Raw genomic sequence first — 15,829 nt, forward strand, 5'->3', positions numbered from 1 at the left:
GCAGGTGGGCGGTCACGAGTCGCCCGGCGGCGGGGTGGCGGCCAGCGCGACGGCCTCGGCGACCGTCCCGGACACCGCGGCGATGTACACCTGGTCGTCGGCCTGGATCACCGTCTTGAGGTCCGGCAGCAGTCCGGTGCCGAACCTGATCAGGAACGCGACGCGGGACGTGGTGAACTCCTCGAGTTCGGTCACCTTGTGGCCCACCCAGTCCTCGTGCAGGTCCAGTTCGGCGACCGCCACGGTGCCGGACGGGTCGCGCCACTTGGTGGTGTGCGACTCGCGGGTCAGGTGGTGCAGGAACCGGTCCGTCGTCCACGGCACCGTCGCGACGGTCGGGATGCCGAGCCGCTCGTACACCGCCGCGCGCTTGGCGTCGTAGATGCGGGCGACGACGCGCCCGACGCCGAACGTCTCGCGGGCCACCCGTGCCGAGATGATGTTCGAGTTGTCCCCCGAGGAGACCGCCGCGAACGCCTCGGCCCGCTCGATGCCGGCCTTGAGCAGGACGTCGCGGTCGAACCCCATCCCGACGACGCGCTGACCCGTGAACTCGGGGTCGAGGCGTCGGAACGCCTCGGGGTCCCGGTCGATGATCGCGACCTCGTGACCGATCCGGTTCAGTCCGGCCGCGAGGGCCGATCCGACCCGGCCGCACCCCATCACGACTACGTACACCGCTGGCCTCCGCTCATCGGTTCCCCGACGTCGTCTCTCGCTCGCCGCGGCGCGGCGAAGTTGAATGAACACGAAACGGTACCGCTCCACGTTCGCAGGTTCCCGCGCACGTCGCCATTCGGGGTCCGGCGTGGCGGCGGCGCGGCCGCGATCGGCGCCGGATGGCACTGGATCGGTTCCGACGGCTTACGCTTTCCCGGTGTCAAAGCTGTCGACCGCGACCAAGCGGCTGTTGGTGGGTAGACCGTTCCGAAGCGACAAGTTGGGGCACACGCTGTTGCCCAAGCGAATCGCCCTGCCGGTCTTCGCCTCCGACGCAATGTCCTCCGTGGCCTACGCGCCCGAGGAGATCTTCCTCGTGTTGTCGGTCGCCGGGATCTCCGCCTACGCCTACACCCCGTGGATCGGCCTCGCCGTCTGTGTGGTGATGGCGGTCGTCGTCGCGAGCTACCGGCAGAACGTGCACGCCTACCCGTCGGGCGGCGGCGACTACGAGGTCGCGACCACCAACCTCGGGCCCACCGCGGGTCTGACCGTCGGTAGCGCGCTGATGGTCGACTACGTGCTGACCGTTGCCGTCTCGATCTCGTCGGCGGCCTCCAACATCGGCTCGGCGGTGCCGTTCGTGGCCACCCACAAGGTGCTGTTCGCGGTCGCCGCGATCGCCCTGCTGACGGCGATCAACCTGCGCGGTATCCGGGAGTCGGGCACGGCGTTCGCCATCCCGACCTACGCGTTCATCGTCGGCATGTTCCTGATGCTGGCGTGGGGGCTGTTCCGCATCTACGTGCTCGGCGACAACGTGCAGGCCGAGTCCGCGGGTTTCGTGCTCAAGGCTGAGGACCAGCACCTGTACGGCATCGCGTTCGCGTTCCTGATCGCTCGCGCGTTCTCCTCCGGCTGCGCCGCGCTGACCGGTGTCGAGGCGATCAGCAACGGCGTGCCCGCGTTCCGGAAGCCGAAGTCCCGCAACGCCGCGACCACCCTGCTCATGCTCGGCACCATCGCCATCGTGCTGTTGATGGGCATCATCATCCTGGCCCAGAAGATCGGCATCGTGTACGCACACGACCCCGCCACCCAGCTGTCCGGCGCGCCCGACGGATACCAGCAGAAGACGCTGATCGCGCAGCTGGCGGAGGCCGTGTTCAACGGGTTCCCGGTCGGCTTCTACTTCATCGCGATCGTGACGGCGCTGATCCTGGTGCTGGCCGCGAACACCGCGTTCAACGGGTTCCCGGTGCTGGGTTCGATTCTCGCGCAGGACCGCTACCTGCCGCGGCAGCTGCACACCCGCGGCGACCGGCTCGCGTTCAGCAACGGCATCCTGTTCCTCTCCGGTGCCGCGATCGCCTTCGTGGTGTTGTTCGGGGCCGAGGTCACCAAGCTGATCCAGCTCTACATCGTCGGGGTGTTCGTCTCGTTCGTGCTCAGCCAGACCGGCATGATCCGGCACTGGACCCGGCACCTGAGGTCCGAGACGGATCCCGTGCAGCGCCGGCACATGCAGCGCTCGCGGGTGATCAACTCCGTCGGACTGGTGATGACCGGCGCGGTGCTGATCATCGTGTTGATCACCAAGTTCGCCGCGGGTGCGTGGATCGCGATCGTGGCCATGGTGGCGATCTTCGTGGTGATGAAGATGATCCGCAGGCACTACGACAGCGTCGCCGCCGAGCTCGAGGAAGTGGAGTGGGACGGCGTGCTGCCGAGTCGCACGCACTCGATCGTGCTGGTGTCCAAACTGCACATGCCCACCCTGCGGGCGATCAACTACGCCAGGGCCACCCGTCCGGACACGCTCGAGGCGGTGACGGTCAACGTCGACGAACCCGACACCCGCGCCCTGGTGCGGGAGTGGGAACGCAGCGACATCACGGTGCCGCTCAAGGTGGTCGAGTCGCCCTACCGTGAGATCACCAAGCCGGTGCTCGACTATGTGCGGCGGGTCCGCCGGGACTCGCCGCGTGACGTGGTGACCGTGTTCATCCCCGAGTACGTGGTCGGGCACTGGTGGGAACAGATCCTGCACAACCAGAGCGCACTTCGGCTCAAGAGCCGGCTGCTGTTCCAGCCGGGCGTGATGGTCACCAGCGTGCCCTGGCAGCTGACCTCGTCGGAGAAGGCCCGCGATCGCGCGCGGCGGGTCGAGCCGTCGGCGGCGCCCGGCGCGACCCGCCGCGGTTTCGACGCCCCCGAGGGAAAGCAGTGAGCGAGAGCTGGTTCGGTCGGGACCTCGAGCTGCGGCTCGGCAATCCCGGTCACGGCGGGTTCTGCGTCGCGCGGCACGAGGGCCGGGTGGTGTTCGTCCGGCACGGACTGCCCGGCGAGCTGGTGCGGGCCCGTGTCACCGAGGACCGCGGCGGCTCGTTCTGCCGCGCGGACGCGCTCGAGATCGTGGAGGCCTCGGCCGACCGGATTCCGGCGCTGTGCCCGATCTCCGGTCCCGGCGGCGCCGGCTGCTGCGACTTCTCGCACGTCAGCCTGCCCGCGCAGCGCGCGATGAAGGCCTCGGTGGTCGCCGAGCAACTGCGGCGCCTGGCCGGGGTGGAGCGCGAGGTCGAGGTCGAGGACCTGCCCGGCACCGGCAACGGCACCGGCTGGCGCACCCGGCTGCGGCTGGCGGTCGACGAGCACGGACGGGCCGGGTTCCACGGCTACCGCAGCAACCGGGTGGTGACCGAATTGCTGTGTCCCCAGCCGGTTCTCGGGATGTACCAGTCGCTGGACGAGCGGGACTGGCGGCCCGGTGGCGAGATCCAGGTCACCGTCGACGCCGAGGGCACCCGGCACGTGGTGGAGATCGAGCCGGCGCGGGTGTCGCGCACCGGACGTCGCAGTCCCGGCAGGCGGGGAGCGACCGCGCGGCGGGCCGCGTCCGCGGGTCCGCGGCGCGAACACGTGGTGACGGGCAGCGGCCGGGCCGTCGAACGGGTCGGCGGCCGGGAATGGGAGCTGTCCGCGACCGGCTTCTGGCAGGCGCATCGCGGCGCCGCCGCGACCTACTCCGCCGTGGTGCGGCAGTGGTCGGGTCTGACGTCCGGACAGTCCGCCTGGGACCTCTACGGCGGAGTGGGGGTGTTCGCGGCGGAACTGGCCGGGCAGGTCGGCGCCGGCGGCGCGGTGGTGTCGGTGGAGTCCGCGCGCGGCGCGGTGGCCGACGGTCGGGCCGCGCTCGGCGACCTCGGCCAGGTGCGACTGCTCGCCGAACGCGTCGAGGCGGCGCTGGGAGAATCGGGGTCGGGGGAGTTGCCGGTGCCGGTCGACTCGGTCGTCCTCGACCCGCCACGGTCCGGGGCGGGCCGCGAGGTGGTCGAGGCGGTCGCGGCGGCGAACCCCGCGACGGTGATTCACATCGGCTGCGATCCGGCGGCGTTCGGTCGCGATGTCGGGTTGTACCTGGGGCAGGGGTACCGCCTCGAGCAGGTGCGCGCGTTCGACGCGTTCCCGCTGACCCATCACATGGAGTGCATCGCACTGCTCACACGCTAGATCCGGTGTCGTCCGGTCGAGGCGGAGTCTTCTGCGTCACAACAACTTGCTTGGGCAATACAAGCAATATATAGTTGCATACTGCAAGCATCATTGTTGTCTCTTTACTCAGGGGAAGCCGATGGCCATTCGCACCGCGACCGCGGAGGATCTCGTGGAGGAGGTCTTCCTGTTCGGGAGAGTTCTCCGCAACCTTCTCGTCGCAGCCGATGAGACCGGCCTGCCACCCGCGCTCATCGGCGTCATGCACGTCCTCGTCACTGCGGGACCGTGCCGGCAGAACGAACTGGCGAACAACCTGTGCGTCAGCCAGTCGTCGCTGAGCAGGCAGATCGCCGACCTCGTCGACGCGGGCTATGTCGAACGGCACCCCGACCCGGGGGACGGGCGGGCCTCGCTCGTCCAGCTCTCCGAGTCAGGTGCGCAGCTATTGAAGGAAAACAAGGAAGAACGGGCGGGTCGTCTCCACGACCTGCTCGCGGGATGGAGCCAGGACGAGGCCGACGCCGCCCTCGCCTCACTTCGTCTCCTCAAGCACACCTTTTCGACCCCGCCGGCCCGGAAATCCGTGGCCGCACACAATTCCGATCATCTGGGGGGACTTCGCCCATGACCACCACCCAACCCGCCGGGCAGGCCGCGCCGCCCGGCACCACGCAGCTGATGACGCACCGAGAGATCCTCGAGGTGCTCGCGGGCCTGCTCGCCGCACTGTTCACCGCGCTGATCAGCTCGACGATCGTCTCGACGGCGCTGCCCACCATCATCGGCGACCTGAACGGCACCCAGACCCAGTACGCCTGGGTCATCACCACCTCGCTGCTGGCGACCGCCGCCTCGACGCCGATCTGGGGCAAGCTCTCCGACCTCTACAACAAGAAGATCCTGGTCCAGGCCTCGATCGTGATCTTCGTCGTCGGCTCGGTGATCGCCGGAACCGCGCAGAACGTCCCGGTCCTTCTCGGCGCCCGCGTGATCCAGGGCATCGGCATGGGTGGTCTGACCGCCCTGGTCGTCGCGATCATCGGCACCATCATCCCGCCGCGTGAGCGTGGTCGGTACTCCGGTTACATGGGCGCAGTCATGGCCGTGGCGATGGCCGGCGGCCCCGTCCTGGGCGGCGTCGTCGCCGACAGCCTCGGCTGGCGCTGGTGCTTCTTCGTGTGCGTCCCGCTCGCCGTGATCGCGCTCTTCCTGCTGCAGAAGACGTTGCACATCGAGACCGAGCGCAAGGACGGCGTGTCCATCGACTGGCTCGGTGCCACCCTGCTGACCGCGGGTGTCTCCGTGCTGCTGGTGTGGGTCTCGTTCGCGGGCAAGGCCACCTACTACGACTGGATCTCCACGCAGTCCGCCGTCCTGGTCGGCCTCGGCGTGATCCTGCTCGTCGCCACCGTGCTCGTCGAGAGCAAGGTCAAGTCGCCGATCATCCCGCTCCCGATCATCCGTGAGCGGACCACCGCGCTGGCGATCATCTCCTCCGTCGCGGTCGGTGTCGGACTGTTCGGCGCCACGACCTTCCTCGGCCAGTACTTCCAGACCGCCCGCGGGCACACCCCGACCGAGGCCGGCCTGCTGACCATCCCGATGGTCTTCGGCATGCTCGTCGGCACCGTCGGCTCCGGGCAGCTGATCACCCGGTTCGGCAAGTGGAAGGGCTTCGTCGTTGCCGGCGCCGTCCTGCAGGTCGTCGGATTCGCCTTGCTCAGCACCATCGACCACGAGACCGCCATGTGGGTCATCGGCCTGATGATCGCTCTGCTGGGCCTGGGCACCGGCATGCTGATGCAGAACGTCGTGCTCGCGGTCCAGAACACCGTCAGCGTGCACAACATCGGCGCGGCGAGCAGTGTGGTCGCCTTCTTCCGGACCTTCGGCGGCGCCATCGGCGTCTCGGTGCTCGGCTCGGTGCTCGCGACCCGCGTCACCGACCTCACCGCCCAGGGCTTCGCGAAGCTCGGCATCGACACCCACACCCCGGGCGGCGGCGGAAACCTGAACCTCAAGACGCTGCCCGAACCGGTGCAGGAGGTCGTCCGCGCGTCCTACGGCGACGCGACCGGACGGATCTTCCTCATCGCGGCCGCGGTCGCGGTGGTCACGCTGATCGCGGTGGCCTTCCTGCCGAACAAGCCGCTGCGCACCACGATCGACCTGCAGCCGTCCGAGTCGGACAAGGAGTACGCGAAGGTCTGATTCGCAGGCGTCAACCGAACGGCCCGACCCCACCGCGGGGTCGGGCCGTTCGCGTGCGCGGGTGTCAGACCAGGCGCCAGCGGACCCGCACCGACGCGGACAGTTCGGTCTCGCCGCGCTCGATCGGCATCGCGTCGGCGGACATGCTCGCGGCCCGCAGCATCGGCCGCGGCGTCCCGAGCGGTTCGGCGCCCTCGGACACCTCGACCACCTTGCCGAGCTCACGTCCCGACAGCCGGGCGTACTGGGTCGCCTTCGCGAGGGCGTCGGCGAACGCCGCGTCCCGTGCCGCGCTCAGCAGCGCGGTCGGATCCGAGACGGCCAGTTCGAGCCCGCCGAGCCGGACGTCGTCGCCCCCGGCGGCGACGCACTCGCCGATGACCCGCCCGGGAGCGGACAGGTCGCGCAACGTCACCGCCAGCGAGGTGCTCGCGACGTACCCGACGACCTGCTGACCCGAGCCGTCCTTCCACACGGTATCCGCGTGCACGGACAGACCGGTGGTCGCGACGTCGGCGGGCGAGACCCCGGCAGAACGAAGGGCGGCGGACACGGCTCCGGCCGCCTCACCGGCCCGGTCGAACGCGCCGACCACGTCGGGTCGGCGCACCTCCACCGACACCGTGACGCGCATGACGTCGGGCGCAGTGGCGGACACCCCGTGGCCGACCACGGTGACGGACGATTTCATCGCGCTCCTCACTACTTCCGGTTGTACAGGCGCATGGTGATCGGGCTGAAGACCAGCACGAACCCGGCGCACCAGGCGAGCACGATGCCCAGCTGGGCGAAGTCGAGACTGCCGGCCATGAGCCCGCGGATCGAGGTGACCAGTGTGCTGATCGGGTTGACGTCCACGAACGCCCGCAGCCACCCGGGCATCGTCGACGGGTCGACGAAGATGTTGCTCGCGAAGGTGAGCGGGAACAGGATGAACATCGACACGCCCATCACCGCCTGCTCGGTGCGCATCAGCATCGCGAACATCGTCCAGATCCAGGACATGCTGAACGAGAACAGCAGCAGCAGTGCGATCGACGCGACCACGCCCACCACCCCGCCCTGCGGCCGGAAGCCCAGGATCAGGCCGAGGACCATCACGATCACCGATGCGATGGTGTAGCGGACGACATCGCCGAACAGCGCGCCGACCAGGGGAGCCGGTCGCCAGATCGGCAGCGACCGGAACCTGTCGAAGACACCCTTCTCGATGTCCTTGTTCAGCGTCAGCCCGGTGTACATGGTGATCATGACGACCGTCTGGACGAGGATGCCCGGAATCAGGAACTGCACGTACGCCTCGGTGGAGCCCGCGAGGGCGCCGCCGAACAGGTAGGTGAACATCAGCGTGAACATGATCGGGAACATGGTCACGTCGAACAGTTGCTCGGGGACGTGCTTGATCTTCAGCAGCGCACGCCAGCCGAAGGACAGCGCCGCGGTCAGCCCGCTGGGCCGGACGGGCCGGGGGCCGTCCAGCGCGAGGGCCTCGCCCACGGCGGTGGCGGTGGGGTCGGTGCGTTCGGCAGTGGAGGTCATGACGCGTTCTCCCTCGAGGTCTGCGATCCGTCGGTGTCGTCGGAATCGGCGGGGCGGCCCGTCAGCGCCAGGAATACCTCGTCGAGGCTCGGCTGGCCGAGTGCGAAGGTGGTGACGTCGATCCCCGCCTCGTGCAGCGCAGGCAGCGCCAGGGCCACCCGTCGGGGATCGTCGGTACGGGCGGTCAGCGCCGCCGGATCGGATTCCTCGGAGACCTCGACGCCGAGGATGTCGGTCAGCAGCTCGGCGGCCGCCGGACGCTTGGCCGGATCGGCGACCCGCACGTGCAGCGCTCCGGAACCCACGGAGGCCTTCAGTTCGCCGGTGGTGCCCTCCGCGATGACCCGGCCGTGGTCGATGACCGCGACCCGGTCGGCGAGCTGGTCGGCCTCGTCCAGGTACTGGGTGGTGAGGAGCACGGTGGTCCCGCCGGCGACGAGCGCCCGCACGATCTCCCAGACCTGGTTCCGGCTGCGCGGATCGAGGCCGGTGGTCGGCTCGTCGAGGAAGATCAGTTCGGGGGTGACGATGATGCTCGCCGCGATGTCGAGGCGTCGGCGCATGCCGCCCGAGAAGTTCTTCACCTGCCGGGACCCGGCCTCGCTCAGATCGAACGCGGCGAGCAACTGCTCGGCGCGGGACCGGGCTGCGGGACGGGAGAAGCCGTACAGCCGCGCCAGCAGCACCAGGTTCTCGGTTCCGGTCAGGTCCTCGTCGAGCGAGGCGAACTGGCCGGTCAGCGAGACCTTGCCTCGAACGGTGTCCGCCTCGCGGGTCACGTCGTGGCCGAGCACCCGTGCGGAGCCGCCGTCGATGTCGAGCAGGGTCGCGAGCATCCGGATCGTGGTGGTCTTGCCCGCACCGTTGGGGCCGAGAACGCCGTAGACGCCGCCGGTCGGTACGGCCAGGTCCACCCCGTCCACCGCGACGGTGGATCCGAATCTCTTGACCAGGCGTTCGGTGTGGATCGCGAGCTCGGTGTCGACAGGCATGGGGTCCACCCTGTCCGATTTCGGCGGTTCGGGCAACGGATTTACCCGATTCGCCGCGAGGTCAACGCGCGGGCGTCATCGGGGCGCCGTGGAGGCTCATCGAACGGATCGCGGTGTCGAGCTGCTCGTATGCGCCCTTCGCCAGGCGGTCGAGCAGGGCAAGTTTCAGGGCGGGCGCCTCCGCGGTCAGCGCGGCGAATCGCTCCGGCGGCAACACCGCGACGCGTACCTGGCCGTCGGTCCGGATGTCGCCGAGGAACTTTCGATCGACGAGCATCGGCATCTCGCCGAACGTCATGCCCGCGCCCAGCGTGGTGACCCGGTGCGTCGCACCGTCGGATCCGGTCAGCACCGTGCTGACCCGGCCGGCCAGGATCAGGAAGATGCCTGCCGGGTCGTCGCCGCGCCGCACGACCGTCTCGCCGCCCGCGATCTCGCGGATCTCGAGATCCTTCGTGAACCGCTCGAACTGCGGTCGGGTGAGCTCTGCCAGCAGTGGATGCTCGGCGAGCGGAATCTCCGCCGGCGTCCGGTCGGTGCCGCAGTGCAGGTCCAGCAGCACCGTCTCGCACCATTCGAGTGCGCTGTCCAGGTCGACGAACACACGACCACCGGGACCGATCGGCGCGATGGTGGACGTGGTGTAGCCGAGCAGTCCGGCGGGGTCGACGAACGCCGCCCGACAGCCCTGGGCGTCGAGGGTGTCGTGCAGGTCGGCGAGCATTCGGCGCGCCACCTCGCTCACCTCGTCGACCCGGCGCATGTCCACCACCAACGCCTCGAGCTCGTCAGCGCGGTCGCAGATCTCACGGACCGCGGTCTCGGCGCCCGCGAACAGTAGGTCGCCGTGCAGTTCGTAGATGCGGGCGAGGTTGCCGGTGCGCTCGAGGGTGGCCAGTTCCGGGCCGCTGCGGCGCTCACGCGAGGGTGCCTCACCGACGGTGTAGCTGGACCGGATCGCGGAGCGGGCCGCACGGGTGACGTGCAGGAAGTGCAGTTCCAGCCTGCGCGACAGTTCCCGGCAGGCCTGCACGCCGCGCACGCTGTTGCCGTGCGAGTCCAGACGTGGCGAGTGCACGGCGATGCCGATCTGTCCGGGCAGGACCGCGAGCACGCCCCCGCCCACCCCGCTCTTGGCGGGCAGGCCCACCTGGGTGATCCAGTCGCCCGCCGCGTCGTACATGCCGCACGAGGTCATCACGCTCAGCACACGCTCGACGAGCGCCGGGGCCAGGGCCTCCTCGCGGGTGAGCGGGTTGGTCCCGTTGTTGGCCAGCGTCGCGGCCATCAGTGCGAGGTCGCGACACGTCACGTTGACCGAGCACTGCCGGAAGTACAGGTCGACGGCCTCGTCCGGGTCGCCGGTGATGATGTCGAACGAGCGCAGCATGTGCCCGATGGCCCGGTTGCGGTGCCCGGTGCGCGCCTCCGAGGCGTACACGTCCGCGTTCATGGTCAGCTCGCGGCCGGCGTACGTCGAGTAGCAGCGTCGCAACCGTTCGAAGCGGTCCTCCGGGTTCTCGCCTGCGATCAGCGAGGCCGAAGTGATCGCGCCGGCGTTGATCATCGGGTTTCGCGGCCGCTCGGTCACCGGGTCCAGGCTGATCTCGTTGAACGGCTCGCCCGAGGGTTCGACGTCGATCTTCTCTGCGACGGCCTCCAGTCCACGGTCCGCGAGGGCGAGGCCGTAGGTGAGCGGTTTGGAGATCGACTGGATGGTGAACTCGGTGCCGGAACTGCCCGCCTCGTAGACGAATCCGTCGCTGGTGGCCAGGCACAGCGAGAACTCGTCGGCGGGGACCGCGGCGAGTTCGGGAATGTAGTCGGCCAGTGCGCCTGCGCGGTTGTCCCGGCACAGCGTGTACACCTCGCCGATGATCGCGTCCACCACGTTGCGCATGACGACAAGACTGGCACCCTTCGCGGTGGCCCGCGAGCTGTGAACTGACTCACCCCGTTCGGCATAATGGAGCAGGCAGCGCCGCTGCAGTGCGCCGCGTGTCGGCACGCCTGGCGTTCGGTGGGAATGGGCCTCCGTAGACTGGGTCGGTCAACCGGCTGGCGGTTGCTGTGTTCCTCGGAGGGAGCGATCTCGTTGGGTGTTCTTTCTCGAGTTCAGACGCCCGGTGATCTTCGCGGCCTGACCCTTCCCGAGATGCGGGAGCTCGCCGCCGAAGTGCGCGACTTCCTGGTGCACAAGGTCTCCGCGACCGGCGGCCACCTCGGCCCGAACCTCGGTGTCGTCGAGCTGACCCTCGCCGTGCACCGGACCTTCGACTCGCCCAACGACGCGATCATCTTCGACACAGGTCACCAGGCCTACGTCCACAAGATGGTCACCGGACGCATGGACCAGTTCGACACGCTGCGCACCAAGGGCGGCCTGTCCGGCTACCCGTGCCGCGCGGAGAGCGAACACGACTGGGTCGAGTCCTCGCACGCGTCCGCGGCGCTGTCCTACGCGGACGGTCTGGCGAAGGCATTCGAGCTGACCGGTCAGGACCGGCACGTGGTCGCGGTGGTCGGTGACGGTGCCCTGACCGGCGGCATGTGCTGGGAGGCTCTCAACAACATCGCCGCAGGAAGTGACCGGTCGGTGGTCATCGTCGTCAACGACAACGGCCGCTCCTACGCCCCGACCATCGGTGGTCTCGCCGACCATCTCGCGGCGCTGCGACTGCAGCCGGGCTACGAGAAGATCCTCGACAACAGCCGTCGGATCGTGAAGAAGATGCCGTGGGTCGGCCGCGCCGCGTACCAGTTGCTGCACGGTATGAAGGCGGGCATCAAGGACATGGTCAGCCCGCAGGTGATGTTCACCGATCTCGGCATCAAGTACCTCGGCCCGGTGGACGGCCACGACCAGGCCGCGCTCGAGTCGGCTCTGCGCCGCGCGAAGGACTTCGGCGGACCGGTGATCGTGCACGCCGTCACCCGCAAGGGGATGGGCTACGCGCCCGCCGAGAACCACAAGGCCGACCAGATGCACGCCATCAACCCGAAGGCGGGCTCCGCGATCGCCGCCCCCGCCCCCGCGTGGACCTCGGTGTTCTCCGACGAATTGATCGCGCACGCGGAGCAGCGTTCCGACGTCGTCGCGATCACCGCGGCGATGCCGGGACCGACCGGCCTCGCGCCGTTCGCCGACCGGTTCCCGGACAGGATGTTCGACGTCGGGATCGCCGAGCAGCACGCGGTGACCTCGGCGGCGGGCCTGGCACTCGGGGGCCTGCACCCGGTGGTCGCGGTGTACTCGACCTTCCTCAACCGTGCGTTCGACCAGTTGCTGATGGACGTCGCGTTGCTCGGTCAGCCGGTGACGCTGGTACTCGACCGTGCTGGTGTGACGGGTTCGGACGGCGCCAGCCACAATGGCATGTGGGACTTCTCCCTGCTCGGCATCGTGCCCGGCATGCGGGTCGCGGCGCCGCGCGACGCGGCCACCCTGCGGGAGGAACTCGGCGAGGCCCTCGCGGTCGACGACGGCCCGACCGCGCTGCGGTTCCCGAAGGGTTCGGTCGGCGACGACATCCCGGCGCTGGAGCGGATCGACGGGGTCCTCGACGTCCTGGCGATGCCTACCGACCGGCGCGGCGACGTGCTCATCGTGGCTGTCGGACCGTTCGCCGCGGTCGCGCTCGAGACGGCCGAGCGGCTCGCGCAGCAGGGCATCACGGCGGCCGTCGTGGACCCGCGCTGGGTGCTGCCGGTGCCGCAGTCGGTGGTCGACCTCGGCGCCGAGTTCGCCATGGTCGTCACGCTCGAGGACAGCGGCGTCCACGGAGGCATCGGGTCGAGCGTGTCCGCGGCGCTGCGTGCGGCCGGGGTGGACACTCCGGCGCGGGACGTCGGTGTGCCGCAGCGGTTCCTCGACCATGCCTCCCGCGGCGAGATTCTCGCCGAGATCGGCCTCACCGCACAGGATCTGGCCCGCCAGATCACCGGCTGGGTGTCCGGGATGCGCGCCACGGAGCAGGAGGCGTCCGGTCTCGGTACCGGCACGCCGGGCGTCGGATAGCGACGGCGTCCAGCAGCAGCGAGTGGGCTTTCAGCTGTAGCGAGTGGGCTTTCAGCCCGCGGCCTCGAGCGTGCGGCCGCGGGTCTCGCTGACGAACCGCCACACCACCACGAACGAGATCGCGGCCATCACCGCGTAGCCGCCGTAGGTGACCGAGAGGTTCCAATTGGCCAGCGCGGGGAAGGTCGACGAGACCAGGAAGTTCGCCACCCAGTTCGCCGCTGTCGCGATACCCACCGCCGCGGCCCGCACCCGGTTCGGGAACAGCTCGCTGATGAGCACCCACACCACCGGGCCCCAGGAGAACGCGAAGAAGAACACGAAGGCGTTCGCGGCGATCAGCGCGACGGTGCCGTTCGTGCCTTCGAGCGTGGCGACGGACTCGCCGATGTCGTTGGTCGTCACGACCGCCGAGTGGAAGCACACTGCCGCGGTGGCCAGCGAGACCGCCATGCCGACGGAACCGATGAGCAGCAACGGTTTACGGCCGATCCGATCGATCACCGCGATTGCCACGAAGGTGCCGACGATGTTGACGAGCGCGCTGACCACGCTGATGAACAGCGCGCGGTCCTCGCCGTAGCCGACGGCCTGCCACAGCGTGCTCGAGTAGTAGAAGATCACGTTGATCCCGACGAACTGCTGCAGGGCGGCGAGCGCAATGCCCACCCACACCAGCGGCGCGACCCCCAGCGGCTTGGAGAACAGTTCGCGGACTGAGGTTTTCGTTCGGTGCTCGCTGAGCGAGGCGCGGATCTCGTCCATCCGGGAGGTCACCGCGTCGTGGTCGCCGCCCTCGAGGCCGGAGATGATGGTGCGGGCCTCGTCGTCGCGGCCACGGGCGACGAGGAAGCGCGGCGACTCGGGAATCGTGAATGTCATCAGCAGGTAGAGCAGCGCGGGTACGGCCTCGAGTGCGAGCATCCACTGCCATGCCTCGACTCCGGCCAGGGTGCCGCGGGCACCACCCGCGTTGGAGGAGAGGGCGTAGTTCACCAGTTGCGAGATGGCGATGCCGAGCACGATCGCCAGCTGGTACATCGAGCCGAGCCGGCCACGGATCGCGGCGGGGGAGATCTCCGCGATGTAGGCGGGGGCGATCACGGAGGCGAAACCGACCGCGACGCCGCCGAGTACACGCCAGGCGGTCAGGTCGTAGACCGAGAACGGGAACGCGGAGCCGATCGCGCCGACGATGAACAGGACCGCGGCGATCCGCATGACCTTGATCCGGCCGAGCCGGTCCGCGAGGGAGCCCGCGATCCAGGCTCCCAACGCGGCGCCGAGCAGGGTCAGTGAGACGGTGAGACCCGTTCCGCCCGCACCGATGTCGTACTTGTCGCGGATGGCACCCACCGCGCCGTTGATGACGGCGGTGTCGTAGCCGAAGAGGAATCCGCCGAGTGCCGCCGCGGAGGCGAACATCACGGCGTGACCGATGTCCGCTCTCGCCGCACCGGATCCGGGGCCGCCGTAGACGGTGTCGCTGCTTGCCATGTCGACCCCTCGGGCCCCGCGGTCGACGCCCCTTTGCGTCGTGCAACACCCGGAGCTAACTGGACGCTACGCCGGATGCGCCGACAGCGCGCCGCGAAACACGCGAATGAAAGGCTTCGGATCGGTTGGGGGAGTGCGGTGCTGGCGCCAGGCGCCGAACGACGTCCAGGCCACGCCGCACAGGGCCATGAGACCAATCCGCGCCCCGGGCAGGTTGCCCGGGGCGCGGCAGTGGTGCCGTGCGAGTGCGCGGTGTCGAGCGCGGACTCAGCCGATGTGGTCCGACAGGTCGGGAATCATCCGGATGACCTGATCCTCCCAGTTCTTCCAGTTGTGCACACCGGTGGCGGGGTAGTCGTAGTGGACGTTGCCGGCGCCGAGGGTGGCCATCCGGACCTCGAAGGCGCGAGTGTTGATCAGCGCCAACGCCTCCAGCGGCACGGCCTGCACGATTCCGAGCGCATCGGTGACGTCCCCCGGGCCGGGGAGGGCGCTGCCGGACGAGATCCACAGGCGGGTGTTGTGGTCCTTCAGGAGTGGGGCGAACACGAACGGGTCCATCCGCAGCCACTGCGGCCCCCACGGCGGTGCCATCGCGTCGATGTTGAATCCGCCCGCGGATATCATCGCGACGCGCAGGGCCTCACGCATGCCGGGCGCCGAGTTGTTGAGGAAGCCGGAGAACGAGCCCGCGAAGCTGAACTGCTGCGGGTAGTACGCGGCCAGGGTCAGGGCAGCGCTGCCGCCCATCGACAGGCCGAACACGCCGTTTCCGTGCGGGCTGAAGCCGAGCCGGGCGCTCAGGGCATCGGGCAGCTGCCGGGTCAGGAACGTCTCCCACCTGTAGGTGTTCCGCTTTCCGGCCACACCTGTCGGGGCGATGGACGAACCTGCGGCCGACGAACCCGCCGAGCCTGTGCCCCCGTCCGAGCCGGTATCGAGTCCGACGAACGTGCTCGGCGCGTTCCAGTCTGCGTAGAAGCTGGACTGGCCGCCGACCGGCATCACGACGTTGATGTTCGCCCTGGTGAGGGCGCGGGCGACGTCGGTTTCGATTTCCCAGCCGTTCAGGTCGTCCCGGGCGCGCATCCCGTCGAGGGCGTACACCACGCGGTTGGTGTTGCCGTCCGCAGCCCGGAAGATACGGGACTTGATCCCGCCCATGTCGGAGTCGACCCAGAAGTCGAACCCGAAGTTCGGGTTGAAGGCGGCCGACGCGGTACCCACGGGACCTGCTACCGACACCCCGAGCGGTAGCAGCATCGCCAATGACACCAGAATCGACCGTTTGAGTCGCGAGGCGACTCTCCCGCCTCTCGGACGTCGTAATCGCATTTCTGTTTCGGCCTCTCGTCGTGCGGCCATGCGCGGCCGCGGTTCACGGGCTCGTGCACCCTAACGCGGTATCGGCGGTGCC

Annotated in this window: 12 protein-coding genes; 5 read left to right on the forward strand and 7 right to left on the reverse strand. The window is 69.2% G+C overall.

All coding sequences use genetic code 11. The annotated features are described in order from the left end of the window. Nucleotides 1–12: 12 nt before the first annotated feature. Nucleotides 13–678, reverse strand: coding sequence for a potassium channel family protein (locus tag FK531_RS17375; RefSeq protein WP_142101562.1), 666 nt, complete (start codon nucleotides 676–678; stop codon nucleotides 13–15). A gap of 199 nt (nucleotides 679–877) precedes the next feature. On the opposite strand from FK531_RS17375, the gene FK531_RS17380 reads away from it, so the two are divergent. The 4 genes from FK531_RS17380 to FK531_RS17395 all read left to right on the forward strand — a co-directional run bounded on the left by FK531_RS17380 (nucleotide 878) and on the right by FK531_RS17395 (nucleotide 6,366). Next, a complete protein-coding gene (locus FK531_RS17380) occupies nucleotides 878–2,890 on the forward strand; it encodes an APC family permease (RefSeq protein WP_142101564.1) in 2,013 nt (670 codons plus the stop codon). Beyond that, nucleotides 2,887–4,170 carry a class I SAM-dependent RNA methyltransferase gene (locus FK531_RS17385; RefSeq protein ID WP_142101566.1) on the forward strand — a complete coding sequence of 428 codons (1,284 nt, stop codon included), beginning with the start codon at nucleotides 2,887–2,889 and terminating at the stop codon, nucleotides 4,168–4,170. Before FK531_RS17380 ends, FK531_RS17385 begins: the two co-directional genes overlap by 4 nt. A gap of 121 nt (nucleotides 4,171–4,291) precedes the next feature. Further along, the gene (locus tag FK531_RS17390; RefSeq protein ID WP_142101568.1) at nucleotides 4,292–4,783 is read left to right on the forward strand and encodes a MarR family winged helix-turn-helix transcriptional regulator; all 492 of its coding nucleotides are present in this window, start codon (nucleotides 4,292–4,294) and stop codon (nucleotides 4,781–4,783) included. Then, complete coding sequence (locus tag FK531_RS17395) at nucleotides 4,780–6,366, forward strand: MDR family MFS transporter (protein WP_435531061.1); 1,587 nt, start codon at nucleotides 4,780–4,782, stop codon at nucleotides 6,364–6,366. The genes FK531_RS17390 and FK531_RS17395 overlap by 4 nt, the downstream gene beginning before the upstream one ends. A 64-nt stretch (nucleotides 6,367–6,430) precedes the next feature. Here the strand turns inward: FK531_RS17395 and FK531_RS17400 are convergent, their stop codons facing one another. The 4 genes from FK531_RS17400 to glsA form a co-directional block, all read right to left on the reverse strand. Then, a complete protein-coding gene (locus FK531_RS17400) occupies nucleotides 6,431–7,057 on the reverse strand; it encodes an SIMPL domain-containing protein (protein WP_142101570.1) in 627 nt (208 codons plus the stop codon). Nucleotides 7,058–7,068: 11 nt separating this feature from the next. Then, entirely contained in the window at nucleotides 7,069–7,905 is an 837-nt protein-coding gene (locus FK531_RS17405; RefSeq protein ID WP_142101572.1) for an ABC transporter permease, read from the reverse strand. Next, complete coding sequence (locus FK531_RS17410) at nucleotides 7,902–8,897, reverse strand: ATP-binding cassette domain-containing protein (protein WP_142101574.1); 996 nt, start codon at nucleotides 8,895–8,897, stop codon at nucleotides 7,902–7,904. Before FK531_RS17410 ends, FK531_RS17405 begins: the two co-directional genes overlap by 4 nt. Nucleotides 8,898–8,958: 61 nt before the next feature. After that, nucleotides 8,959–10,797 carry a glutaminase A gene (gene glsA, locus FK531_RS17415; protein ID WP_142101576.1) on the reverse strand — a complete coding sequence of 613 codons (1,839 nt, stop codon included), beginning with the start codon at nucleotides 10,795–10,797 and terminating at the stop codon, nucleotides 8,959–8,961. A 195-nt stretch (nucleotides 10,798–10,992) separates the two neighbouring features. On the opposite strand from glsA, the gene dxs reads away from it, so the two are divergent. Continuing rightward, a complete protein-coding gene (dxs, locus tag FK531_RS17420) occupies nucleotides 10,993–12,915 on the forward strand; it encodes a 1-deoxy-D-xylulose-5-phosphate synthase (RefSeq protein WP_142101578.1) in 1,923 nt (640 codons plus the stop codon). 51 nt (nucleotides 12,916–12,966) lie between these two features. On the opposite strand, the gene FK531_RS17425 is transcribed toward dxs, so the two are convergent. After that, on the reverse strand, nucleotides 12,967–14,412 hold the full coding sequence (locus FK531_RS17425) for a sugar porter family MFS transporter (RefSeq protein ID WP_142101580.1): 1,446 nt from the start codon (nucleotides 14,410–14,412) through the stop codon (nucleotides 12,967–12,969). A gap of 267 nt (nucleotides 14,413–14,679) precedes the next feature. Then, on the reverse strand, nucleotides 14,680–15,747 hold the full coding sequence (locus FK531_RS17430) for an alpha/beta hydrolase (protein ID WP_142101582.1): 1,068 nt from the start codon (nucleotides 15,745–15,747) through the stop codon (nucleotides 14,680–14,682). Between the last annotated feature and the right edge of the window lie 82 nt (nucleotides 15,748–15,829).

The sequence above is a fragment of the Rhodococcus spelaei genome, assembly GCF_006704125.1.
Classification (GTDB): domain Bacteria; phylum Actinomycetota; class Actinomycetes; order Mycobacteriales; family Mycobacteriaceae; genus Rhodococcus_G; species Rhodococcus_G spelaei.